Origin of the sequence: Sphingopyxis sp. QXT-31, assembly GCF_001984035.1 — a bacterium.
Classification (GTDB): domain Bacteria; phylum Pseudomonadota; class Alphaproteobacteria; order Sphingomonadales; family Sphingomonadaceae; genus Sphingopyxis.
On the sequence record NZ_CP019449.1, the window covers coordinates 2,676,338 to 2,699,142 of the forward strand.

Annotated in this window: 21 protein-coding genes; 7 read left to right on the top strand and 14 right to left on the bottom strand. The window is 66.6% G+C overall.

The genetic code is table 11. The annotated features are described in order from the left end of the window. The 14 genes from BWQ93_RS12865 to BWQ93_RS12930 all read right to left on the bottom strand — a co-directional run bounded on the left by BWQ93_RS12865 (position 1) and on the right by BWQ93_RS12930 (position 15,338). Positions 1-783 carry a TonB family protein gene (locus BWQ93_RS12865; RefSeq protein ID WP_232314816.1) on the bottom strand — a complete coding sequence of 261 codons (783 nt, stop codon included), beginning with the start codon at positions 781-783 and terminating at the stop codon, positions 1-3. Beyond that, positions 680-1,720, bottom strand: a complete 1,041-nt coding sequence (locus tag BWQ93_RS12870; RefSeq protein WP_335693573.1) for an enoyl-CoA hydratase — start codon at positions 1,718-1,720, stop codon at positions 680-682. Before BWQ93_RS12870 ends, BWQ93_RS12865 begins: the two co-directional genes overlap by 104 nt. Then, positions 1,720-2,712 carry a cupin-like domain-containing protein gene (locus BWQ93_RS12875; protein ID WP_077030898.1) on the bottom strand — a complete coding sequence of 331 codons (993 nt, stop codon included), beginning with the start codon at positions 2,710-2,712 and terminating at the stop codon, positions 1,720-1,722. The genes BWQ93_RS12870 and BWQ93_RS12875 overlap by 1 nt, the downstream gene beginning before the upstream one ends. A 231-nt stretch (positions 2,713-2,943) precedes the next feature. After that, positions 2,944-4,218, bottom strand: a complete 1,275-nt coding sequence (locus BWQ93_RS12880) for a serine hydrolase domain-containing protein (protein WP_077032392.1) — start codon at positions 4,216-4,218, stop codon at positions 2,944-2,946. A 100-nt stretch (positions 4,219-4,318) separates the two neighbouring features. Beyond that, a complete protein-coding gene (locus BWQ93_RS12885) occupies positions 4,319-5,653 on the bottom strand; it encodes a DUF389 domain-containing protein (RefSeq protein WP_077030899.1) in 1,335 nt (444 codons plus the stop codon). Between the two features lie 2 nt (positions 5,654-5,655). Then, a complete protein-coding gene (locus BWQ93_RS12890) occupies positions 5,656-6,585 on the bottom strand; it encodes an electron transfer flavoprotein subunit alpha/FixB family protein (protein WP_077030900.1) in 930 nt (309 codons plus the stop codon). After that, positions 6,582-7,331 (bottom strand): electron transfer flavoprotein subunit beta/FixA family protein, encoded by a 750-nt coding sequence (locus BWQ93_RS12895; protein ID WP_077030901.1) that lies wholly within the window; start codon positions 7,329-7,331, stop codon positions 6,582-6,584. The genes BWQ93_RS12890 and BWQ93_RS12895 overlap by 4 nt, the downstream gene beginning before the upstream one ends. 271 nt (positions 7,332-7,602) lie before the next feature. Next, the gene (sucC, locus tag BWQ93_RS12900; protein WP_077030902.1) at positions 7,603-8,811 is read right to left on the bottom strand and encodes an ADP-forming succinate--CoA ligase subunit beta; all 1,209 of its coding nucleotides are present in this window, start codon (positions 8,809-8,811) and stop codon (positions 7,603-7,605) included. Positions 8,812-8,925: 114 nt separating this feature from the next. After that, positions 8,926-9,237 (bottom strand): hypothetical protein, encoded by a 312-nt coding sequence (locus tag BWQ93_RS12905; RefSeq protein WP_077032393.1) that lies wholly within the window; start codon positions 9,235-9,237, stop codon positions 8,926-8,928. Between the two features lie 4 nt (positions 9,238-9,241). Then, entirely contained in the window at positions 9,242-10,387 is a 1,146-nt protein-coding gene (gene bla / locus BWQ93_RS12910) for a class A beta-lactamase (protein ID WP_077030903.1), read from the bottom strand. 141 nt (positions 10,388-10,528) lie between these two features. Next, positions 10,529-11,209: a peptide-methionine (S)-S-oxide reductase MsrA gene (msrA, locus tag BWQ93_RS12915; protein WP_077030904.1), complete on the bottom strand. Its 681-nt coding sequence runs from the start codon at positions 11,207-11,209 to the stop codon at positions 10,529-10,531. Between the two features lie 450 nt (positions 11,210-11,659). Then, positions 11,660-12,874 (bottom strand): pyridoxal phosphate-dependent aminotransferase, encoded by a 1,215-nt coding sequence (locus BWQ93_RS12920; protein WP_077030905.1) that lies wholly within the window; start codon positions 12,872-12,874, stop codon positions 11,660-11,662. 101 nt (positions 12,875-12,975) lie between these two features. Beyond that, positions 12,976-14,802 carry an aminodeoxychorismate synthase component I gene (pabB, locus tag BWQ93_RS12925; RefSeq protein ID WP_198040385.1) on the bottom strand — a complete coding sequence of 609 codons (1,827 nt, stop codon included), beginning with the start codon at positions 14,800-14,802 and terminating at the stop codon, positions 12,976-12,978. Between the two features lie 35 nt (positions 14,803-14,837). Then, complete coding sequence (locus tag BWQ93_RS12930; RefSeq protein WP_156878230.1) at positions 14,838-15,338, bottom strand: hypothetical protein; 501 nt, start codon at positions 15,336-15,338, stop codon at positions 14,838-14,840. Positions 15,339-15,533: 195 nt separating this feature from the next. Between BWQ93_RS12930 and BWQ93_RS12935 the strand changes: the two genes are divergently transcribed. From BWQ93_RS12935 to BWQ93_RS12965, 7 genes are all read left to right on the top strand, one after another. Further along, positions 15,534-17,201, top strand: coding sequence for an AMP-binding protein (locus BWQ93_RS12935; protein ID WP_077030907.1), 1,668 nt, complete (start codon positions 15,534-15,536; stop codon positions 17,199-17,201). Between the two features lie 334 nt (positions 17,202-17,535). Next, complete coding sequence (locus BWQ93_RS12940) at positions 17,536-17,970, top strand: MerC domain-containing protein (protein WP_198040386.1); 435 nt, start codon at positions 17,536-17,538, stop codon at positions 17,968-17,970. 113 nt (positions 17,971-18,083) lie between these two features. After that, entirely contained in the window at positions 18,084-18,548 is a 465-nt protein-coding gene (locus BWQ93_RS12945) for a Fur family transcriptional regulator (RefSeq protein WP_077030908.1), read from the top strand. Positions 18,549-18,572: 24 nt separating this feature from the next. Beyond that, positions 18,573-19,442 carry a hypothetical protein gene (locus BWQ93_RS12950; protein ID WP_077030909.1) on the top strand — a complete coding sequence of 290 codons (870 nt, stop codon included), beginning with the start codon at positions 18,573-18,575 and terminating at the stop codon, positions 19,440-19,442. Positions 19,443-19,515: 73 nt separating this feature from the next. Beyond that, positions 19,516-21,039 (top strand): fumarate hydratase, encoded by a 1,524-nt coding sequence (locus BWQ93_RS12955; protein ID WP_077030910.1) that lies wholly within the window; start codon positions 19,516-19,518, stop codon positions 21,037-21,039. 264 nt (positions 21,040-21,303) lie between these two features. After that, positions 21,304-21,759 (top strand): GIY-YIG nuclease family protein, encoded by a 456-nt coding sequence (locus BWQ93_RS21465; RefSeq protein ID WP_335693578.1) that lies wholly within the window; start codon positions 21,304-21,306, stop codon positions 21,757-21,759. 84 nt (positions 21,760-21,843) lie between these two features. Next, the gene (locus BWQ93_RS12965; protein ID WP_156878231.1) at positions 21,844-22,740 is read left to right on the top strand and encodes a hypothetical protein; all 897 of its coding nucleotides are present in this window, start codon (positions 21,844-21,846) and stop codon (positions 22,738-22,740) included. Positions 22,741-22,805 lie beyond the last annotated feature (65 nt).

Here is a 22,805-nt window from a genome sequence, read left to right on the forward strand (position 1 = left end):
TTAGAATATCGATAATGCAGCGTTCTCACCGGCTTGGCGCTGAGCCTTCGGGCGTCTAGATGGGAAGCTGCCACCGCACGCGGTTAGAATAAAATAGCTTTCCACCGGCTTTCCCGCCGCATCCTCGGCCGGACGGAAGGTTGCGCGTTGCAACAGCAGCTGACAGGTTTGCTTGTCGAGGCTTTCGAAGCCGCTGCTTTTTGTCGTCCGGCAAGCCGTAATTTTGCCCTCGGCCGATATGTTGAGCAGGAAGGTGGTCGTGCCTTCATTCCTCTTCTGCCGGTCATCCGACGGGTAATCATCGTTCGTCGCCCAGCGCCCCGGATTGCCCGTCGCTTCGGGCGGCTTCGCAATCTTCGCCACCAAAGCGGCCGACAGGCCCCAGCTCTCCATCAAATCGGTCTGGCAGGCATCGAGCGCCTTGAGCGCGGCTTTAACGTTGGCCAGATGGAGCGGAAGGTCGAGTTTCCGGGGCCCGCGAATGACGAGCTGCTGGTTGTCGGCAAAATTTCGCGCCATTGCGCCATCACGGTCCAGCCACTGGATCATCGCCTCGGTCGCGCCTGGCTTTACATAAGGCTGCGCGTCGAATTCCCAGACGGGGGCGCCCGAAGCCGGCACGATGGTGATTTTCGCGCGGGAAGAATAAGCGGGAATCTCCGATCCCACCACCGACCAGCTATAGCTGCCCGGGGCTATTTCGCGTTCGATCCGCAGGAAAACAGGCCGAGCCTTGTCGCCAAAGCGGCGGAACAGCCGGCAGCTGGTTTCGGCGAAATCCACCTGCCATTTGTCGAGGGGTTCGAGGAACGCCGGTTCTTCCGGGTCCGCCAATTGCGCACGGGCGGGTGCGGCGATGGCGAGCGCGAGCACAGCAACGACGGACATACCAAGGCTTTTCATGGACACCACCGTATAAACGGGTTTGTACCGTCGCAATCGCTATTGTTCCCGCCCGCGTTCCATCACCCGCGAGGCGCCGCGCCTCGACCTCGTCGGCGCTCACGCTGCGGTTCGCGGCCGAGGAGCGTTCCTGCTCCAGCGCCATCGCCGCGCCGAAGGGTAAGGCATAGCCGTCGTCGATCAGCGCCTTATAGGCACACACCATGGCGGGATCGGCGCTCGCGATATCGCGCGCCAGCGCCTGTGCCGCGGGGAGCAACTCCTCGGGCGCGACGACGCGGCCCACGAGGCCCCAGGCGCAGGCGGTCTCGGCATCGAGGAAATTGCCGGTCAGCGACAATTCCTTGGCGCGGCTGATGCCGATCAGCCGCGACAATTTCTGCGACAGCCCCCAGCCGGGCATCACGCCGACGCGCGCATGGGTGTCGGCGAAGCGCGCATTGGTCGAGGCGATAAGGATGTCGCACGCCAGCGCGACCTCGAACCCGCCGGTGATCGCGACGCCGTTGATCGCGCCGATCACCGGCTGCGGGCAGAGCTCGATCGCGCGCACCGGATTTTCGTCGGCGCTCGTTGCGTTGGCGGCGCCGAGGTTGCTGGTGTCGGCGCCGAGCTCCTTGAGGTCGAGCCCCGCCGTGAACGCCCGCTCCCCCGCCCCGGTCAATATGATCGCGCGAATGCTGGCGTCCGCCGCGACCTCCCGCATCGCGGCGGCGAGGTCGGCGCGCAGCGCTTTCGACAGCGCGTTCATCGCTTCGGGTCGATTGAGGGTGACGGTGGCGACGGCATCGTCGCGGGTGATGAGGACGAGGGACATCAGGCGATTTCTCCATAAGAGGCATAATCCTCTACATGAATGTTGGGCCTGCGAAAGCTGGTGAAGCTCATGCTCGCCGACAGGTCGAGCGCCTCGACCTGGTGCCACCAGCCGACGGGCAGGAAGACGCCCTCGCCGGGGCCGATGACTGTTTCCAGCACCGGTGGCATTTGTGCATCACCCTCGCCCGCGGGCAAAGCTTCATTGCCCCAGTCGGAGAAGCAGTGGCGGCTGTTCTTCATCCGCGCGAGGGCCCAGGGCGGCGCCAAACGCACGCGCTTGCGGCCCATCACCTGCACCAGCAGATTGTTGGTGAGGTCGTGGTGCCAGGGAGTCAGCGTGCCCTTGGGCCCGAGCCAGAAAAAGCCGTCGCGCGGGCGCTGGTCGAGCAAAGTGATCGGCGCCATATCGTCCCACAGGGGCGCCAGCGCCGTAGCGTTTGTGCCGCTGTTGTAAGCCGTGAGATAGATGTCGTTGCTCGCCTCGTCCTTGCGGAGCCAGTCAACCAGCTCGCCGAACCGAACGAGCCGGCGATGGTCGTCCTTGGCGATTTCGTAATCGGCGCTGCGCTCGCGCTCGACCTGCGCCTCGACGACGGCATCGCCCGCGACGCTCGCGAAATGGTCGAGCGACCAGTTGGCGAGCGCGGGCCAATGATCGATCAACCCGGTCAGCTTCGCGGGACGCCCCGCCTCATAATGGTGCCGATAGAAGAAATCGGGGTCGGGCCTGTCCAGCGTATCGAGCGCGAAGCCGCCGTCGGCCTCGAAGGCGAGCCGCCGCTGGTTGGCGAACAGCCAGTTCTGCTTGGCCATAAGCGCCGCCTGCCGCCGCAGCATCGCCGCCATCGGGTCCTTGCCCAAGCGATCGATCTCATATTTCGCCGATGCCGCCGATACGCCTGCGCCGACGAGCCGCTCAAGCAGCGCGGCGGCGTCGTCGCCGGCGGCCAGCCCTTCGGCCAGCAGCGCGCGTTTGTCGGTTTGGGGCATGGCCGAATCTCCTCGTCGCCATCGATGATTAACCGAGGCGTGATGAGCCGCTCAAGCCCAAGTCGATGACAGAAAAATGACGCCGCCCAGATCCTCCCCATCGCGAAGCGTTGGGGAGGGGGACCGCTCGCGAAGCGAGTGGTGGAGGGGTCAGCAACGTTTGCGCCATTACCCCTCCGGCAGCGCTTCGCGCTGCCACCTCCCCATCGCTTCGCGTGGGGAGGAGCCTTATCAGTCGCCCGGCGGCCCCTTATAGCCCGGCCCATATACCGCCGCGCGGAAGTCGCGGTGGAGCGTGCCGTCGTAGGGCAGCGTCTGGACGAAGAGGACCGCGGTCAGCTCGTTCGCGGGATCGACCCAGAACAAGGTCGAGGCCATGCCGTCCCAGAAAAATTCGCCCGTCGCGCCGCGGCTTTCCTCGGCGGTCAGCGGTTGCCCCTTGCGCACTGCAAAGTCGAAACCGAAACCGACATGACCTTTGCTGGGGAGCCACGAACGCTCCTTGACGGCGGGATCGAGCTGGTCGCTCGCCATCAGCTTCACCGTCGAGGATTTGAGGATGCGCGCGCCCTCCAGTTCGCCGCCGTTCAGCAGCATGCGCGCGAAGCGCTGATAATCGTCGAGCGTCGAGGCGAGGCCGAAGCCGCCCGGCGTGAGTTTGTGATCCTGAAAGTTCAGGACGCGCGAGGCGACGGCATCCTGCTGGACCATCCTGCCCTCGCGCTTCTCATACATGGCGGCAAAACGCGGCAGCCGCGTATCGGGCTGGCGCCAAGCGGTTTCGCGCATCTTCAGCGGTTCGAAGATGTGCGCGCGAACATAGTCGGCGAAGGGCTGACCCGAGAGTTTCTCGACCAGCGCCGCCTGAACATCGACCGCGATGCTATATTCCCATTGCTTCCCCGGCTGGTAGAGCAAGGGCACGGTCGCAAGTCGGCGGCTCGCTTCGGCGAGGTCGATGTCGAGCGCGAGCGGCGCCGCGGCGACATAGGCATCGTGCGCCGGGGTCGGCCCGGCGCCATAAGCGAAGCCCGCGGTGTGACGCATGATGTCGCGCACCGTGATCGGGCGTTCGGCGGCGACATAGCGCGGCTGCCCCGCCGCATCCTTGCCCGCATAGACGCGCATGCTCGCATATTCGGGCAGATAGTTCGCCAGCGGATCGTCGAGGCGGACCTTGCCCGCTTCCCACAATTGCATCAGCGCGACCCCGGTCACCGGCTTGGTCATCGAATAGATTTGCGCGATCGTATCGCGCGCCATCGGGCGGTTGGCGGCGCGGTCGGCGAAACCGGCGCTGCCGAAATAGACCTCGCGCCCGTCCTTCCACACCAAGGCCGACACGCCTGCCGCCCGGTCGCTGGCGATCATCTGCTGGAGCGCGGCGTCGATGCGTGCGTTGTCGATGGTGACGGCTTCGGTCTGCGCCGTCTGCGCGGAGACGGGCGCGGCGAAAGCGGCGGGCGTAGCCGCCAGCAGGCAAAGGGCGATCAGCGAAGCGCGCATGGTCAGTCTCCCGTTGGCCGCGTGCCGCGGCTCTTTCGCGAAGAGAGCGCAGCGCAGCGCGCGCGTCAATGCAGGCCGCGGCTGAATAGCTTTGCGAAGCCTAGGGCGCCGCCGTGTCCTCGGCCGCCGCATCGCTCAACGCGCCGTTCTGGATAAGCCACTGCGGATGCGCGGCCTGCGCACTCGCCATCACCCGGTCGACCGCCGCAGCGACCTGTTCGCCCTCGGCCTCGCGGTCGCGCTGGACGACGACGCGACGCGCCTGCGCGTCGATGAGCACCCGGTCGCGCGGCACCAGTCCGCCGACGGTCAGCGCGGTCAGGATCGACGCACTGTCGGCATCGCGCGTCTCGAGCGTCGCGATGCGGCTGCTCAATTGCTCCTCGACCTGCGCGGCGGCGTTGCTCTGCTTGCGCAGTTGCGCCAGGTTGATGCTGACCTCGCGGTCGAGCCGCGCACGCATCCGTGCCGCGAGCGTGTCGTTGAGCCCCGAGGCGAAGCGGTCGACGAGCACGACGCCGTCGACCGTGATCGCGTCGCCCTCCATGCGGACGGTCAGGCTGTCGACGCGGTCGCCGCGCGCGAGCAGCCGGTCGAGTTCGGACTGCACCGCCGTGCGGGCGCGGATTTCGCGGACGATATTGTTGAAGGAGAGAGCGAGCGGGATCGACAATATGCCCAGCGTCGCGACGATCCCGACGACCTGCATCACGGTGTGCTGCGGGGTGAGCGACGGCCCGAATTTGTTGAGCCGCGCGACGATCGTCACCGAAAAGGCGATCGCGAGCGTGTTGGTCAGGAAGAGCAGCCCGCCGCCCATCGCGAAATCGGGGCGCCCGGTGACGATGCCGAAAGCGACGGTCGACAGCGGCGGCAGCAGCGCGGTGGCGATCGCCACGCCGACCATCACGCCCGACAATTTGCGCATGATCGCATAGACGCCCGCGATGCCGCCGACGACCGCGACACCGAGGTCGATGAGCGTCGGCTGGGTCCGCGCGCGGATTTCGGGCGTGACGTCCTGGATCGGCGACAGCCAGATGATCAGCGCCGCAACGACGATAGCGACGAGCGTTCCCGCCGCCAGCGTGACGAGCGAACGCTTGATCAGATTGCTCTCGATCGTCGCGAGGCCGAAGCCGATCCCCATGATCGGCCCGAGCAGCGGCGACACGAGCATCGCGCCGATCACCACCGGTGCCGAACTTTGCAGCAGGCCCAATGTGGCGATCGCCGTGGCCAGGACCACGAGCAGCAGGAATTTGGTGTCGAGCCGCGCGTCGCGCGCGACGCTCGCCAGAATCAACGAGCGGCCGTGGGCGTCGCCCCCGGCCGCTGCGTTATTATCTTCGGGCTCGCCGCGCGTCGCGCGGCGCCCCCCGGCACTGAAGGAGCTACCCTCGATACCGGGCACGCCGGGATGATCGCCGGTCACGATCAGATCTTGCCGGTCAGCTCCGGAACGGCGCTGAACAGATCGGCAACGAGGCCGAAGTCGGCAACCTGGAAGATCGGCGCGTCTTCGTCCTTGTTGATCGCGACGATGGTCTTCGAATCCTTCATGCCGGCGAGATGCTGGATCGCGCCCGAGATGCCGATTGCGAAATAGACCTGCGGCGCGACGATCTTGCCGGTCTGGCCGACCTGATAGTCGTTGGGGACATAGCCCGCATCGACCGCGGCGCGGCTGGCACCGAGCGCGGCGCCGAGCTTGTCGGCGAGCGGGACGATGACTTCTTCGTACTTCTCGCTCGAACCCAGCGCACGGCCGCCCGACACGATGATCTTGGCCGAGGTGAGTTCGGGGCGATCCTGCTTGGCGATTTCGGCGCCGACGAAGCTCGACGTGCCGGCATCGCCGCCCGCTGTGACCGCTTCGATCGTGCCCGAGCCGCCCGAGGTCGCGGCCTTGTCGAACGCGGTGCCGCGCACGGTGAGGACCAGCTTGGCATCGCTCGACTCGACGGTCGCGATCGCGTTGCCGGCATAGATCGGGCGCGTGAAGCTCTTCTCGCCCTCGACCGACAGGATTTCCGAAATCTGCATGACGTCGAGCAGCGCGGCGACGCGCGGCGCGATATTCTTGCCGGTGGTCGTCGCGGGCGCGAGGAACGCGTCGTGGCTGCCCATCAGGTCGGCGATCAGCGGCGCGACATTCTCGGGCAAATTGTGACCGAAAGCGGCGTTGTCCGCGACATGGACCTTGCCGACGCCCGCGATCTGCGCGGCTTCCTTGGCAACCGCATCGACGCCTTCGCCGGCGACGAGCAGATGGACTTCGCCAAGCTTCGACGCGGCGGTGACCACCGCGAGCGTGGCGTCCTTGACGGCGCTGCCGTCATGTTCGACCCAAACCAGAGTTTTCATGAGTGCACTCCCAGCGCTTTCAGCTTGGCAACCAGTTCATCGACATCGGCGACCTTGACGCCGGCCGAGCGGACCGGCGGTTCCGACACCTTGACGACCTTGACGCGCGGCGCGGTGTCGACGCCGTAATCGGCGGGGGTCTTGGTATCGAGCGGCTTCGACTTCGCCTTCATGATGTTCGGCAGCGAGGCATAGCGCGGCTCGTTCAGGCGAAGGTCGGTGGTGACGATCGCGGGAAGCTTGAGCTTCACGGTCTCGAGGCCGCCGTCGACTTCGCGGGTGACGTTGACGCTGTCGCCGTCGACAGCGACCGCGCTGGCGAAGGTGCCCTGCGCCCATCCGGTGAGCGCAGCGAGCATCTGGCCGGTCTGGTTGTTGTCGTCGTCGATCGCCTGCTTGCCGAGGATGACCAGGCCGGGCTGCTCGGCGTCGGCAATCGCTTTCAGGATCTTGGCGATCGCGAGCGGCTCGACCGCATCGTCGGTCTGCACCAGGATCGCACGGTCGGCGCCCATCGCGAGCGCGGTGCGCAGCGTTTCCTGCGCCTTGGCCGGACCGACGCTGACGGCAACGATCTCGGTCGCGACGCCCTTTTCCTTGAGGCGGATCGCTTCTTCGACCCCGATCTCGTCGAACGGGTTCATCGACATCTTCACATTGGCGAGATCGACGCCCGTACCGTCGGACTTGACCCGCGGCTTGACGTTGTAATCGAGCACCCGCTTCACGGGGACGAGGATTTTCATGGCTCTTTCAGCTCCTCTCGAAAAATTGTGCACTGCGCCATAATTGGCGTTTACGTAAACGTCAACCAGCAGTCCCCAAACCCCTTCTCCCTCGAGGGGAGAAGGATAGGGAGCCTTATCGCCGCAGGCGATTAGGCGGACTTGGATGAGGGTGAGCGGAGCTTTGGCTCCGCGCGAGCCTTTGGCTCGCAACCCCTCACCGAGCTTCGACTAAGCGGCAAGCCGCCAAGTCTTCGCAACCCTCTCCCACAAGGGGAGAGGGGTAAACCTATCACGCGACCTTGCGAACCTCGGCGACGATCTTCTGTGCCGCGTCGCCCAGATCGTTGGCCGCGACGATCGGAAGGCCGCTGTTGGCCAGGATATCCTTGCCCTGCTGGACGTTGGTGCCCTCGAGGCGGACGACCAAAGGCACGCCCAGATTCACTTCCTTCGCCGCCGCGACGATGCCCTCGGCGATGATGTCGCACTTCATGATGCCGCCGAAGATGTTGACGAGGATGCCCTTCACCGCGGGGTCCTTCAGGATGATCTTGAACGCCGCGGTGACCTTTTCCTTGCTGGCGCCACCGCCGACGTCGAGGAAGTTGGCCGGGAATTCGCCGTTGAGCTTGATGATGTCCATCGTCGACATCGCAAGCCCGGCACCATTGACCATGCAGCCGATGTTACCGTCGAGCTTGATATAGGCGAGGTCATATTCCGACGCCTCGACCTCGGCCGGGTCTTCCTCGGTCAGGTCGCGCAGGTCGGCGAGGTCCTTGTGGCGGAACATCGCATTGCCGTCGAACGCCACCTTGGCGTCGAGCACCAACAGTTCGTCGCCGTTGGCGCCTTCGCACACCGCGAGCGGGTTGATCTCGATCTGCTCGGCATCGGTCGCGAGGAACGCGTCATAGAGGCCGCCGAGGACCCTGGCCGCCTGCTTGGCGAGATCGCCCGACAGGCCCAGCGCCGCGGCGACGCTGCGGCCATGGTGCGGCTGGATGCCGGTCGCGGGGTCGATGGTGATCGTGTGGATCTTTTCCGGCGTGTCGTGCGCGACGGTTTCGATGTCCATGCCGCCCTCGGTCGATGCGACCACTGCGATGCGGCTGGTGGCGCGGTCGACGAGCAGGGCGAGGTAGAATTCCTGCTTAATGTCGGCGCCGTCGGTGATGTACAGGCGATTGACCTGCTTGCCGGCTTCGCCGGTCTGGATCGTCACCAGCGTGTTGCCCAGCATGTCCTTGGCGTGCGCTTCGACCTCTTCGATCGTCTTGGCGAGGCGGACGCCGCCCTTGGCATCGGGGCCGAGTTCCTTGAACTTGCCCTTGCCGCGGCCACCCGCGTGGATCTGCGACTTCACGACATAGAGCGGCCCGGGGAGCTGCTTCGCGGCGGCGACGGCTTCCTCGACGCTCATCGCAGCGATGCCCTTGGGGATCGCAACGCCAAATTTCGCGAGCAGTTCTTTCGCCTGATATTCGTGGATGTTCATGGGGTCTGCCGGGCCTTTCGACTCTGGAAGGGGAGATGATCGGCGCCGCCTAAGCACAAGTCAGGCGGCGTGGCTACCCCTAGGCGCCCCGAGCGCAGCGACAGATTTTCTACCCTAGCGAAAAGCGCAGACCGCCGCCGAGCTGGTCGTCACCGCCAATATCTCGGCATCTTTCAGCGCGCGGACCTTGTGGAGGAACTGGTCGAGCGACAGGTCGGCGAGGCGCCGTTCCTTGAGGCTGCCGAGCGCCGACAGGCGGCGCAGCTGGAGCAGCGACAGCCGGTCGACCATGCGTTCGGCCATGCACGCCGACATCGGCGCCGACAGGCCGGCGTCGTTGAGGCCGTTGCGCAGCCGCGTCTCGGGCGTCGCGCAGCCCGCGAGCGTCAGCGCGGCAAGCATCGGCATCAGCGCCAGTTTTTTCATCGCATTATCTTCCATGAAATTCGGCGACCGCGCGCGACACCGACTGCATCGTCGCCATGCGCGCGGGCACCGGCGAACTCGCCTCGCCCATCAGCACGACGATCGCATAGCGCGTGCCGTCGGGCGCGGTGGCGATGCCGATGTCGTTGTACCCGACGGTCATGCCCCGATAATCCTGCCCCGTACCCGTCTTGTGCAGGAAGGTCCAGCCGGCGGGCAGCCCGGCCTTCAGCCGCTGCGGCCCGCTCTTGGTGCGCGTCATCACGCCGAGCAGATATTGGGTCGATTCGGGCGACAACAAGTTGCCGCGCGCCAGCTTGGTCAGCGCATTGGCGATCGCCGCGGGGCTCGCGCCGTCGGGCGGGTCGGCGCGATAGGCGTCCATCGCCGCCTTACGCGTCGCCTCGGGCAGCGCGGCGCGCGCCGCCTGGAAACTGCGGCCGACCGAATAGCTCTGCTGCCATTTGAGCCCCGCCGCGCCCGCCTGGAGCAACCGCTCGCCGGGGCCGAAGCGAATGGCGCCCAGATCCTTCTTGTCGATGAAGCGCCGCACCGCGTCGGGGCCGCCGACGGTGCGCAGCAGGCTGTCGTTCGCGGTATTGTCGCTCTGGGTGATCGCGGTCTCGATCAGCTCGCGCACCGTCATCGTCACCGACCCCTGTGACTGAACGCGCGCGGCGATCGGCTGGTGGAACAGGGTCAGATCCTCGGGCCCGATGCGCACATTCTGGTCGAGCCGCAGCCGGCCGTTGTCGACCGCGTCGAGCACCGCGAGCGTGACCCACAGCTTCGACACGCTCTGCTGCGGGAAGAGTTCGTTCCCGCGCTGGGTCAGCGTCCATTCGCCGTCGATGCGCTGCACCGCGATGCCGGTCTTTCCGGGAAAAGCCTTCCATATCTCGAACAGCCGATCGTCGAGCCCGGCGGGAGCACGGCGGAAACCGGGGTCGGCGGGCAGCTGCGGCGCGGGGGTCGAACTGCGCACCGGCGGGCCGATCGGCACGGTGACCGCGCCCGAACCGGTGCGAACCGGCTGTGCCTGCTGCTCGCGCGACGCGGGCACGATCGCCGCGCTGCTGACGCATCCGGCGAGCACGATGGCGCTCGCTCCAATGGCGAGCAGGTGCCTGCCCGAAACCTTCACTCTCATTCCAACCCCGCGACTGCGACTTTCCATTCGTCCCCCGGCCCTTTTGGCCGATGGAGAACGTCCCGCACGCGGGATGCGGCGACCAGTGCTTTGCGACGAACGATTCCATGCGCGCGATGAGCGGCGGAACCGTTGGGGGGATCAGGGCGCCGGCTTGGCCCGGACGAGTTGGGGGAAGAGCCGCTTGAGCGCTGCGAGCTTCGGCGCGTCCCAGGTCAGGATGTAGCCGTTTTTGGGATTCTTGCGCATGAAGTCCTGGTGCAACGGCTCGGCGCGGTAAAAGGCCTTATAGCTTTCGATCGGTACGACGATCGGCTTGGCGAAATATTTGCCCTTGCCGATCTGCGCCAGATAGGCGGTCGCGACCTTGCGCTGCGTGGCGTCGAGCGGGACGATCGCGGCGCGATATTGCGGGCCGCGGTCGGGGCCCTGGCGTTCCTTGAGCGTCGGGTCGGCGACCACCGAGAACAGCACGCGGAGCAAGGTGCCGTAACTGACCTGGCTGGGGTCGTAGACGATGCGCACCGCCTCGGCATGTCCCGACGTGCCGTCGTGGGTGAGCTCATATTTTGCGGTCGCTTTGCTGCCGCCATGATAACCCGATTCGACCGAGATCACGCCCTTCACATTCGCGAAGACGCCCTCGACGCCCCAGAAACAGCCGCCTGCGAGGACGGCGGTCGCCTTCTTGCCGGGGACCGCGGGGTCGACCGCGGCGGCGGGCAGCTTGACGACGCTTTCGGCGCTCGCGGCGGGCGGCGCGCATTGCGCGACCAGTATCGCGGCGAGCGCCGCGCCCAGCGACCGCCGCGCCGGGGTCACAGCGCCATCGCGAGCGCGGGTTGCTGCGTCATGACAAAGACGGCGCCGATCGCGAAGCCGGCGAGCATGGTCGGAAACCAGTCGGAGCGAAGCATGGAGAGCATGGGTTGTTCCTGTCATCTCTAGTCGTTTCGCGGCCAAGGCCGCTTTGGTTACCCCGACTCTATGGCGCGCCCCGAACCATGCGTCAGTGATGGCGATCACTTTTAGGCAGCAGGCCTTACTTTACGGTGAACCGGCCTGTTGTGCGGCGTTCAGCTTTTAAACCCCTCCCGCAAGCGGGAGGGGCAGCGAGACTTACGAGCTTGCTCGTTAGTCGCAGCGGGGTGGGCAGGCCGCAACGTTGCTGGCCCACCCAGCATCAGGTCGGATGTGCCCCCGGCACATCCTTGATCAGTCCGGGGACTGATCAACCTGATACTCCCCTCCCGCCTGCGGGAGGGGAGATGCTTACGTCAGCGCCGCGCAGGCCTGCTGAATCCGCACACACGCTTCCTTGAGCACCGCCTCCGACGTCGCATAGGAGACGCGGAACGCCGGCGACAGGCCGAACGCCCCGCCGTGCACCGCGGCGACGCGCGCCGAGTCGAGGAAATAGTCGATCAGCGCCTCGTCGCTGTCGATCAACTTGCCGTCGGGGGTCGTCTTGCCCATGCAGCCGCTGGCGTCGGGATAGACGTAGAAGGCGCCGTCGGGGACTGGGCAGCTGAGGCCCGGCGCGTCGTTGAGCATCGCGACGACCATGTCGCGGCGCTTCTTGAACGCGGCGTTGCGGTCGTCGAGGAACTGCTGCGGCCCACCGAGCGCCGCCGCGGCGGCCGCCTGCGCGATCGAACAGGGGTTCGAGGTCGACTGCGACTGCAATTTGCCCATCGCCTTGATCAGCCACGCCGGGCCGCCGGCGTAACCGATACGCCAGCCAGTCATCGCATAGGCCTTCGAACAGCCGTTCACCGTCAGGATGCGGTCGATCAGATCGGGGCAGCGCTGCGCAAAGGTCGTGAAGGCGAAATCGGCGTACCAGACATGCTCGTACATATCGTCGGTCATCACCATGACGTGCGGATGGCGCCGGATCACTTCGCCGAGCGCGTCGAGTTCCTCGCCCGAATAGGCGGCGCCCGACGGGTTCGACGGCGAGTTGAACATCACCCAGCGCGTCTTTTTGGTGATCGCCTTGTCGAGCTGTCCGGGAGTGATCTTGTAATTCTGCGCGGCGGTGCCCTCGACGATTACCGGGGTGCCGCCGCAGAAGGCGACGATGTCGGGATAGCTCACCCAATAGGGCGCAGGGATGATCACCTCGTCGCCCGGGTCGACGCTGGCGACCAGGGCGTTGAACAGGGTGTGCTTGCCGCCGACGTTGACCGAAATCTGGTCGAGCCCGAAGTCGAGCCCGTTGTCGCGGCGAAACTTGCCGCGGATCGCTTCCTTCAGCGCGACGGTGCCGTCGACGAGCGTATATTTGGTCTGGCCGTTCCGGATCGCCTCGATCGCGGCTTCCTTGACGAAATCGGGGGTGTCGAAATCGGGCTCGCCCGCCGACAGGCCGATGACGTCGATTCCGTCCGCTTTCAGCTTGGTCACGCGCGCGGTCATCGCGAGCGTCGCCGAGGGCTGGATGCGGCCGAGCGCGGCCGAGACATGGGGCGGGAAGGTCGACATGGCGGAAGTCCCCCTGGACTGTGCAAAGCGGCAGAAAATTGCGCGGGGCCGCGCCTAGAGCCTCTGTCCGCAATGCGCAAGGCGACGTAGGGATAATTTACCTATGCAGGCTGAAACGCGTCCGCCAGTCGCGCCGGCACCAGCCCGCGCAGCGAATTGCCGATGAAGAAACCGCCCGCCAGGTCGGCGAGGCGGAGGTGCGATTCGACCGCGCGGCCCTTTTCGATCAGCTCGGCGCGCAGCACCCCGGGCAGCAGGCCGAGCGACAGCGGCGGGGTGAGCAACACGCCCTCGCGCTCGACGAAGATATTGCTCCAGCTCCCCTCGGTGACGAAGCCCGGTTCGTCGACGAAGACGACCTCGGCGGTGCCGGCCTCGGAGCGCGCCTCGTCATAGAGCGCGCGCAGGCTGGTCTTGTGCGTCAGGCGAAAGTCGTCGGCGCCCATCGGCGCGGGGCGCACCGCGACGGGCACGGGCAGTTCGGCGAGGCGCGGCAGCGGCGACACCTCGACCGCGAGCGCGCCCGAGGGTGCGAGCCGCATCCGCACCCGCGCCGCGCTGCGCAGACGAAAGGTCGCCGACTGCAGGCTGTTGCGCGCGCCGTGCCGGTCGAAGGCGAAGCCCAGCGCCGCCGCGCTCGCCTTCATCCGCGCGAGGTGCCCCTCGAGCCGCTGGACCCCGTCGATGGGGTCGAAATGCATCGTCTCGATCAGATCGAAACTCTCGCGCGCTGCCCCCACAAATTCCCCCTTGGCCAGACATTCCTGCCATTCCTCCGATGGCAGACTGTCGGCGACGATTCCCGATCCCAATCCCAGCCTGGCGCGAATCGGCTTTTCCTGCAAGCCGGTTAGCGGCGGAAAGAGGAGCGTGCGGATCGCGACATTGAACGCCGCGTCGCCATCCGGCTCGATGAAGCCGATCGACCCGGTGTAGAGCCCGCGCGGGCCGACCTCGAGCTCGTCGATGATCTCCATCGCGCGCACCTTGGGCGCCCCGGTGATCGACCCGCAGGGAAAGGCCGCGCGCAGCACGTCGACCGCGCCCCTGTCCGCGGGCAGGGTCGCGGTCACGTCGGACACCAGTTGATGGATCGTCGGAAAGCTCTCCACGCGAAACAGGTCGGGCACCGCCACCGACCCCGGTTCGGCGACGCGCGACAGGTCGTTGCGGATCAGGTCGACGATCATCAGATTTTCGGCGCGCTGCTTGGGATCGGTCGCCAGTTGCCGCGCCGCCGCAACATCGGCTTCGGCATCGGCCAGCCGGGCGGCGGTCCCCTTCATCGGCCGCGCGATCGCCTCTCGCCCGCGCAGCGCGAAGAAGAGCTCGGGCGACAGCGATGCGATCGCTTGGCACCCCGTCCAGATAAAGCCGCCATAACCCGCCCGCGCCGTCCGCCGCAGCCGGGCGTAGACCGCGAGCGGATTGCCGAGCACGGGCACCGCCGCACGAAAGGTCAGGTTCGCCTGATAGATGTCGCCGTCGCGGATATAGCCGAGCACCGCTTCGACCGCGGCCTCGTAATCGCCGCGCGCGATCCCCGGCTCGACCGCGCCGATCCAGGAGCTCGCGGGATCGGGGAGCAGGTCCGGCACCGCATCGGCATCGATCCGCTCGACATCCGCGAACAATCCGAACCAGCCGAGCGGCGCCTCGCCCTCGCCCGCCGGCGACGCCCCGCGCCACGCCGGGGCCAGCCCCTTGCCGCCCTCATAAGCAAGATAGCCCGCCGCATGCAGCCCGCGCCGCCCCGCCGCCTCGAGCGCGTCGAGCAGCGCCGGCACCTCGGCGGCGCTGTCGGCGCGCAGAATCTCGACCGGATCGCGCAGCAGCCGCGCCGGCACCGCGCCCGCGGCACGCGCGTCGTCGAGCAGCACGAAGGGCGGGGCCCCGCTACCCGGCAGGCTGATCCGATGCTCTGTCATCGTCGATTGCTGCGTTCCGCGACCCGGCGGCGGCGTCAGCGCTCGCGGCGGACGCGGATGCGCTTCAGGCTGCCGATCTCGGCGAAATAGCTGCCGACCGCGCCCGGATAGATCACCACCTTCTCGCCCGGCTTGGGGTCGCGCGGCAGGTCGGTCTGGTCGGTCTGAATCCACACGGCGCCATCCTCGATCTCGAAGCGCATCTTGTTATAGCCTTCGCGGCGCGCCCATTTGATCGTCGTTTCGAAGCGGGTGATCTTTTCCTCGTCATCGTCGCCGCCGCCGAAAAAGGGCAGGTCGCGCAGCGTGAAGCCGAACAGTCCGCGCCGCGCCTTTTGCGCCGACGCGCGGTCGAAGATGGTGACGTCGTTCGCCGCCTGCGCCTGCGCGAGCGCCGCGACCTCAGCATCGAAGCAGGCGAGCCGCGCCGCCGCATCGGCGATCGCGCGGCAGTCGTAAACCTTCTGGACCTGCGCCGGGGTTGCGGGCGGTTCCTTGTCCTTCGCCAGCGCCGCCGGGGCCCATGCCGCCGTCACGGCCACCCCCGCTGCCGCGGCCCAAAGTCTCCGCCGTATCGCACCCATGGCCGTTCCTCCCTGCATTCGCCCCTGCCTAGCCGCGACGCCGCATCGCTGCAAGCGCGGCACCCCCCGATTGCGATGCGCGCGCGTCGTGCCTAGGTATGACCGACACCCCCACCCGCTCCTCTCGCAGAAGGATGACGCGCCGCGATGACAAGCCCCTATGACTGGTCGACGAATTACAACCATCCGACCGCTTGGGATCAGGATTTCGCGCCGCTGTCGCTTCCCGCCATGCTCGCCGCCAGCGTCGCGCGAAAAGGCGACGCGCCGATGCTCGACTTCATGGGTCGCCATTTCGGGTACAACGAGGTCGCGCGCGGCGTCGCTCGCGTCGCGAAGGGCCTGCAGCAACGCGGCATCGGCAAGGGCACGCGCGTCGGGCTGTTCCTGCCCAACGTCCCGCATTATGTCGCGGCCTATTATGGCGCGCTCGCCGCGGGGGCGACGGTGGTCAATTTCTCGCCGCTCTATACCGCGGCCGAGCTCGAGGCGCAGGTCGAGGATTCGGGCACCGACATCCTGTTCACGATGAGCGCCACCGCGTTGCTGCCGACCGCGCTCGAGGTCCTCGACGGGTCGAGCCTCAAGCAGCTCGTCGTCGGCTCGGTCGCGGGCGGCCTCCCCGGCGCCAAGTCCCTCCTCTACCGCATGCTCCGCCGCAAGGAGGTGTCGGCGCTGCCCGACGACAGCCGCGTCACGCGCTTCTCTGCGCTCGTCGACAACGACGGCAAATATGAACCCGCCGCCATCGATCCCGAAACCGATATCGCGCTGATCCAGTATACCGGCGGCACCACCGGCACACCCAAGGGCGCGATGCTGACGCACCAGAATCTCACCGCCAACGCGCGGCAGGTCAACAGCATCGACCCCGACCATGACGCCGAGGACCGTATCCTCGGCGTGCTTCCCTTCTTTCACGTCTTCGCCAACACCTGCGTGCTCAACCGCACCGTGCTCAACGGCGGCATGATCGCGATGCTGCCGCGCTTCGACGCCAAGCAGGCGCTGGAGGCGATCTCGCGAACGAAAGCCACCGCGCTCCCCGGCGTGCCCACGATGTATCAGGCGCTGCTCGACCACCCGGAGCTCGGCAAGACCGATTTCTCTTCGCTGCGCGTCTGCATCTCGGGCGGTGCGCCGATGCCCGCCGAGCTGCGCGAGAAATTCACCGCCGCAACCGGCGCCGCGCTGGTCGAGGGCTATGGCCTTACCGAAAGCGCGGGCGTGGTCTCGACCAATCCTTATGACGGCCCCGTCAAGGCGGGCACGATCGGCCAGCCGCTGCCCGCGACGCACATCCGCCTCGTCGATAAGGAAGACCCGATGCGCGACGCCCCCGCGGGCGAACCAGGCGAGCTGGTCGTAAAAGGACCGCAGATCATGCGCGGCTACTGGAACCGGGCGGATGCGGACAAGGACAGCTTTACCGACGACGGCTGGCTGCGCACCGGCGACGTCGCGGTCATCGACGCGGACGGCTACGTCCGCATCGTCGATCGCCTCAAGGACATGATCGCGGTCGGCGGCTTCAAGGTCTATCCGAGCGTGATCGAGGCGCATCTCTACGAACATCCCGCGGTCAAGGAAGCAATCGTCCTCGGCGTCCCCGACGCCTATCGCGGCGAGGTGCCGAAGGCGTTCGCGACGCTGGAGGAGGGGTTCACCATCTCGGGCGAAGCGCTCGCCGCCTGGCTCAACCCCCAGCTCGGCAAGCACGAACGGGTGAGCGCAGTTGAGGTAAGACTGAACCTCCCGAAGACGATGATCGGCAAGCTCGACCGCAAGGCGCTGCGGGCCGAGGAGGGGGCGTAGGCCTGGACGACGCGGTTTTGGGGTGGAAAGCTGCCGTTAGCCCTCTCCCCTTGAGGGGAGAGGATAGCGCAGCTTGCTCCGTCAGGAGCTAGCGAAGCTTGGAGAGGGGTGCTTGGACGCCTCTGGCGGTCGGAAACCCCTCTCAACTCCGGCTAGGCAGCAGGCTGCCAAGCCTGCGTATCTCTCCCCTCAAGGGGAGAGAGCATAACCCTGCGAACGGCAACTAACGCCCGAAACCGGACAGCCCACCCCGAAAGAATCTGCCAATGAGACATTGTAACCTTTGTCATGTTATGCCATATCCGGGATCGCAATTGCACCAACGGAGAATCGGGTGACCCAAGTCGCCAGCCCTGCCCCTGCCCTGACGCGCCTCGGCGCGCTGGTTCGGGCTGCGCGCGATTCGCGGCCGCTGACCTCGCTGTCGGGCGACCAGCTGGCGATGGGGCTGTCGGGGCTGTGCCTCGTCCATTGTCTCGCGACGACGGTGTTCTTCGCTTCGCTCGCCTCGGTAGGCGGGGTGTTCCTCGACAATCACCTGTTCCACGAGATCGGGCTGGTCATCGCAATCGGCTTCGCGCTGGTGACGCTCGTCTCGGGCGTGCTCAGCCACGGCTATATCATGCCTTTCGCGGTCGGCAGCTTCGGGCTGGGCATGATGGCGGGCGCGCTGTCGCGGCCGCACGACGGCAGCGAAGTGCTCGCGACGATGATCGGCGTCGCAGTCGTCGCGCTGGGCCACGACCTCAACCGCCGCGCGCGGAACTGACGGCATCATAGGCGCGGGGCCGGAACGGACCCGCCCGCGGCTTGCGGGCGCCCCCCAAACATCCTACATTGCGCGTTAGTTAGCGCCGGATTATCCGCGCAGAGGAAACGCCAATGGGCAAGCATGATCATCCGCACGTCGAGGCCAGCGGCGCCTCGCTCGCCGACGCGGCGCAGACCGCGCTCGAGAGCGCGGGCGAAGCTTGGACCGACATGCGCGCGCAGATTTTCGACGCGGTCGCCAAGATCGGCAAGCCCGCGAGCGCCTATGAAATCGCCGACATCGTGTCGAAGAACCGCGGCAAGCGCGTCGCGCCGAACAGCGTCTATCGCATCCTCGACTTGTTCGTGGCGAACAACCTCGTCCGCCGCGTCGAAAGCGCCAACGCCTTCGTCGCGAACAGCCACCCGGGCTGCCTGCACGACTGCATCTTCCTGATCTGCGACAATTGCGGCAGCGCCGTGCATATCGACAACGACAAGCTCTCCGACGGCGTGCGCGCCGCCGCCGACGCGACGGGCTTCGCTGCCGAGCGGCCGGTGATCGAAGTGCGCGGCAAATGCGCCGAGTGCCAATAATTTGATCCTTGGCGGGCGCGGCGCATGAGCGGGGGGCTCCAGCGCTGGGTCGAGGCCCAGCGCCTGCGAGCGCCCGCGCCGACCGGCTGGTGGTACGCCACGTTCGCCCTCGGCATCGGCACCCTGCTGTTCAGCCTGTCGCTGGCGCAGGTCTTTCCGCAGGCCGGTTACGCCCACGCCCCGGGCTATGGCGCCCCTGTCATCGCCTTCGAATTCGCGCGGAGCCAGGCCGATCTGCTCGCGGTGTTCGGCCCCGAAAGCGACCCCGGCCAGATCGCGCGGCTCGCGGCGATGCGCGCGGGGAACGAGCAGGATTATCTGTTCATGCTGCTCTATGCGTCCTTCGTGACCAGCGGGCTGATCGCGCTGTGGCGCGAGCTTCGCCTGCGTTGGTTACTCGCGGCGGCGCTGCTGCCGGTCGCGGCGGCGCTGTGCGACGCCTATGAGAATTGGTTGCTCTTCGACATCCAGGCGGCCTACACCGTCGGCGAATATTCGCCGTCGATGGCCAGCTTGCCCTGGCACGTCGCGGCGAAGTTCCTGTTGCTCGCGCTCGCCAATGCCGCGATCGGCGCCGCGCTGACCCAGATGTCGCGGCGCTGGCAGCTCGCGGGCACGCTCGTCCTCGTCCCCCTGCTCACCGTCCCGATGGCGCTCGTCTCGCCGCCCGCTTTCGGCTGGACGCTGACCGCGGCGATCGGCGCGGGATGGATCGGGCTGCTCGGCACCGCGGCGATCGGCAGCGGCTATGCGCTCTTCAAAAAGGCGCCGCTGGTCGATTTCGAACCCGAGGCGCCGCAGCGCCGCGCGACCGATCGCGGCGGACCCGAGGAACCGCCGCCGCCGCCAGGCACCGCGCCGCGCAGCTTCGGGCGTCGCAAGAGCGACCTCTAACCCCTTTCCGTCGGTCGCGTGCGGGTCTAGGGACTCGGGCGAATCCTGAAACAGGGCAAAGGGGGCTGCACCCATGAACACAGTGATCATCCGCGAAGACGACCTGGTCGAAACCATCGCCGACGCACTCCAGTACATCAGCTATTTCCACCCGATGGATTATATCCGCGCGCTCGCCGCGGCCTATGAGCGCGAGGTGTCGCCCGCCGCGAAGGACGCGATGGCGCAGATCCTGTCGAACAGCCGCATGTGCGCCGAGGGGCATCGCCCGATCTGCCAGGACACCGGCATCGTCACCGTGTTCATCAAATGGGGCATGGACTGCCGCCTCGACTCACCCCGCAGCCTGCAGCAGGTCGTCGACGAAGGCGTGCGCCGGGCGTACCTCCACCCCGACAACAAGCTCCGCGCCTCGATCCTCGCCGATCCCGCGTTCAGCCGCGTCAACACCAAGGACAACACGCCCTCGGTGCTCAACGTCGAGATGGTCCCCGGCACCAAGGTCGTGATCGACGTCGCCGCGAAGGGCGGCGGCAGCGAGAACAAGTCGAAGTTCAAGATGATGAACCCGTCGGACTCGATCGTCGACTGGGTGCTCGAAATGGTGCCGCAGATGGGCGCCGGCTGGTGCCCGCCCGGCATGCTCGGGATCGGCATCGGCGGCACCGCGGAGAAGGCGATGCTGCTCGCGAAGCAGTCGCTGATGGACCCGATCGACATGACCGAGCTGCTCGCGCGCGGGCCTTCGTCGCCAACCGAGGAACTGCGCATCGAGCTGTATGAAAAGGTCAATGCGCTCGGCATCGGCGCGCAGGGGCTCGGCGGCCTCGCGACCGTGCTCGACGTCAAGATCGCCGACTGGCCGACCCACGCCGCGTCGAAGCCCGTCGCGATGATCCCGAACTGCGCCGCGACCCGCCACGCCCATGTCACGCTCGACGGCAGCGGCCCCGCCTATCTCGAAAAGCCGGTGCTCGCCGATTATCCGCAGATCGACTGGAAACCCGATCAGGCGGCGATCCGCGTCGATCTCGACAATCTGACCCCCGAAGTCGTCGCGAGCTGGAAACAGGGCGATCGCCTGCTCCTCAACGGCAAGATGCTCACCGGCCGCGACGCCGCGCACAAGCGCATCGCCGACATGCTCGCCAAGGGCGAGAAGCTGCCGGTCGAGTTTAAGGGCCGCGTCATCTATTATGTCGGCCCGGTCGATCCGGTCGGCGAGGAAATCGTCGGCCCCGCGGGCCCCACCACCGCGACGCGCATGGACAAGTTCATGGACATGATGCTCGAGCAGGGCCTGCTCGCCTGTGTCGGCAAGGCCGAACGCGGCCCCGCCGCGACGCAGGCGATCGCGAAACACAAAAGCGCCTACCTCATGGCGGTCGGCGGCGCAGCGTATCTCGTCGCGCGCGCGATCAAGGGCAGCAAGGTCGTCGGCTTCGCCGACCTCGGCATGGAGGCGATCTACGAGTTCGAGGTGCAGGACTTCCCGGTCACCGTCGCGGTCGACAGCGAAGGCCAGAACGTCCACGTCAACGCGCCGATGCTGTGGCAGAAGCGCATCAAGGACGAAGGGTTGCTGGAGAAGGCGTGAGCGCGTCCTTAACCGTCACCCCGGCGAAGGCCGGGGTCTCGCCTCCCGCCCGCAAACACCTCCGATAAGACGAGATCCCGGCCTTCGCCGGGATGACGACATTGGTCGTGTATTGGCTTGCGTTGTAAACCCGCGACTTACAACGCGACCATTTGGAGCAGGAGCCACCTATGTTGCTATTGAGACGATCCCGCAACGAATCAGGGATCGCTCAATGGACACCGATTGGCTGGATTTGGAACCTGCAGAAGGCGACGAGGCCGAATGGCTGAAACGCCGCTCACAACGAAACCGAAAACGACGCTCAAAACAGTCCGTCACCCCGGCGCAGGCCGGGGTCTCACCCTCGCGGCCAATCACATCCGATACGGCGAGATCCCGGCCTTCGCCGGGATGACGATGATGGGAACGATGTGTATCGATCGGCGCATGCGCCAGCCCTGCGTCTACATCCTGACCAACCGCAGTAATCACCTCTTTTACGTCGGCGTCACCAGCGACATTGCGGCGCGTATGATGCAGCATCGCGCGGGCAAGGGCGCCACGCATTGCCGACGCTATAATATCCGCAAGCTCGTTTACGCCGAGTTCCACGCCACGATGCCCGAAGCCATCGCACGCGAAAAGGCGCTGAAGGAATGGCATCGGAACTGGAAGCGGCGACTGATCACCGAAGCCAATCCCGATTGGAACGACCTGTTCGATAGCCTTCTGGCCTAACCCATCCTAAGACTGGAACGGCTAGATCGTGTTCAGAGTCGCGTGCCTCTGGACACTCTTCGCCGGGATAACGGGAGGGGTGCCATGTTGCCGAAACAGCGGATGTTCTTTCTCGCCACCGGCATCGTCACGGCGCTCTGCTTTTTCTTCTTCGTCCCCTTCTCAGCCGACACCGGGACGGGCGCGAAACTCTTCTTCTCGGCGATCATGGGCGCTTTCGCAGCGTATGGGCTGTGGTCGCTGTGGGGCATCCCTGCGCTCGTCGCCGATCTCTGGAACCTCGCACGGCGCCCGAAACGCGGGCCACCCTCAAGCGCCCCCATCCACCATAAAGGCCCGCTCCCCGAACTTTCGCCATCGCGCCAAGCCGATGTGCGCCGCGTCGTCCGCGTCATGGCCGAGCATGGCGTCTTCGCGCCCGAAACCCCCGACCCCGCGCTGCTCTACGCCGGGGTCGCCGACATGGACGAGAGCGTCAAGCCCGACACGATCCTCTCCATCCTCGAAGAGGTTTCCTACTACCACCCCGACGCCGATCCCGCAGCGTGGACGGCCAATCTGGCGATGCACGACAGCAAGGCCGAACAGGATGAGGCGGCGCAGATCGCCGACCTCGTCCGCCTCGCGGGCGGCGGCCTCGCCGTCAGCGACATCCGCATCGAGCATGGCGCCGAGGTCGCGCGCCGGATTCCGGTTACAATCGCGATGACCGTCAACGGCGAGGCGGTGACCCTCGCCTATGCCGGCAACGTCAAATATCTCTCGACGCATATCCACCACGCGCTCGCCACGCGGCTCGACGCCGCGAACTCCGGCCGCCGCTTCGCCTGGCTGTGGACCGATCAGGGCGCATGGATCAGCGCACTACCCGCGGGCTCCGTCGAGGCAATGAACGCGGCGCTCAAGCTCAAACCGCAGAGCCGATGCTGCTGGGAATGGGTGAGCGACGCCGCACCGATGGCGGCGGGCGAGACGATCTGAACCACCGTCATCCCGGCGAAGGCCGGGATCCCAGCCTATGCTGTGGATGCACCGGCGAGATCCCG

What these genes read in the sequence shown, in the direction of transcription:
- BWQ93_RS12950 (WP_077030909.1), top strand. Translation starts at nt 18,573, where the DNA reads ATGAGCGGGGGGCTCCAGCGCTGGGTCGAGGCCCAGCGCCTGCGAGCG.
- BWQ93_RS12965 (WP_156878231.1), top strand. Translation starts at nt 21,844, where the DNA reads ATGTTGCCGAAACAGCGGATGTTCTTTCTCGCCACCGGCATCGTCACG.
- sucC (WP_077030902.1), bottom strand. Translation starts at nt 8,811, where the DNA reads ATGAACATCCACGAATATCAGGCGAAAGAACTGCTCGCGAAATTTGGC.
- BWQ93_RS12905 (WP_077032393.1), bottom strand. Translation starts at nt 9,237, where the DNA reads ATGAAAAAACTGGCGCTGATGCCGATGCTTGCCGCGCTGACGCTCGCG.
- pabB (WP_198040385.1), bottom strand. Translation starts at nt 14,802, where the DNA reads ATGACAGAGCATCGGATCAGCCTGCCGGGTAGCGGGGCCCCGCCCTTC.
- BWQ93_RS12870 (WP_335693573.1), bottom strand. Translation starts at nt 1,720, where the DNA reads ATGTCCCTCGTCCTCATCACCCGCGACGATGCCGTCGCCACCGTCACC.
- BWQ93_RS21465 (WP_335693578.1), top strand. Translation starts at nt 21,304, where the DNA reads ATGGCTGAAACGCCGCTCACAACGAAACCGAAAACGACGCTCAAAACA.
- BWQ93_RS12875 (WP_077030898.1), bottom strand. Translation starts at nt 2,712, where the DNA reads ATGCCCCAAACCGACAAACGCGCGCTGCTGGCCGAAGGGCTGGCCGCC.
- BWQ93_RS12880 (WP_077032392.1), bottom strand. Translation starts at nt 4,218, where the DNA reads ATGCGCGCTTCGCTGATCGCCCTTTGCCTGCTGGCGGCTACGCCCGCC.
- BWQ93_RS12935 (WP_077030907.1), top strand. Translation starts at nt 15,534, where the DNA reads ATGACAAGCCCCTATGACTGGTCGACGAATTACAACCATCCGACCGCT.
- BWQ93_RS12895 (WP_077030901.1), bottom strand. Translation starts at nt 7,331, where the DNA reads ATGAAAATCCTCGTCCCCGTGAAGCGGGTGCTCGATTACAACGTCAAG.
- bla (WP_077030903.1), bottom strand. Translation starts at nt 10,387, where the DNA reads ATGAGAGTGAAGGTTTCGGGCAGGCACCTGCTCGCCATTGGAGCGAGC.
- BWQ93_RS12955 (WP_077030910.1), top strand. Translation starts at nt 19,516, where the DNA reads ATGAACACAGTGATCATCCGCGAAGACGACCTGGTCGAAACCATCGCC.
- BWQ93_RS12920 (WP_077030905.1), bottom strand. Translation starts at nt 12,874, where the DNA reads ATGTCGACCTTCCCGCCCCATGTCTCGGCCGCGCTCGGCCGCATCCAG.
- BWQ93_RS12890 (WP_077030900.1), bottom strand. Translation starts at nt 6,585, where the DNA reads ATGAAAACTCTGGTTTGGGTCGAACATGACGGCAGCGCCGTCAAGGAC.
- BWQ93_RS12945 (WP_077030908.1), top strand. Translation starts at nt 18,084, where the DNA reads ATGGGCAAGCATGATCATCCGCACGTCGAGGCCAGCGGCGCCTCGCTC.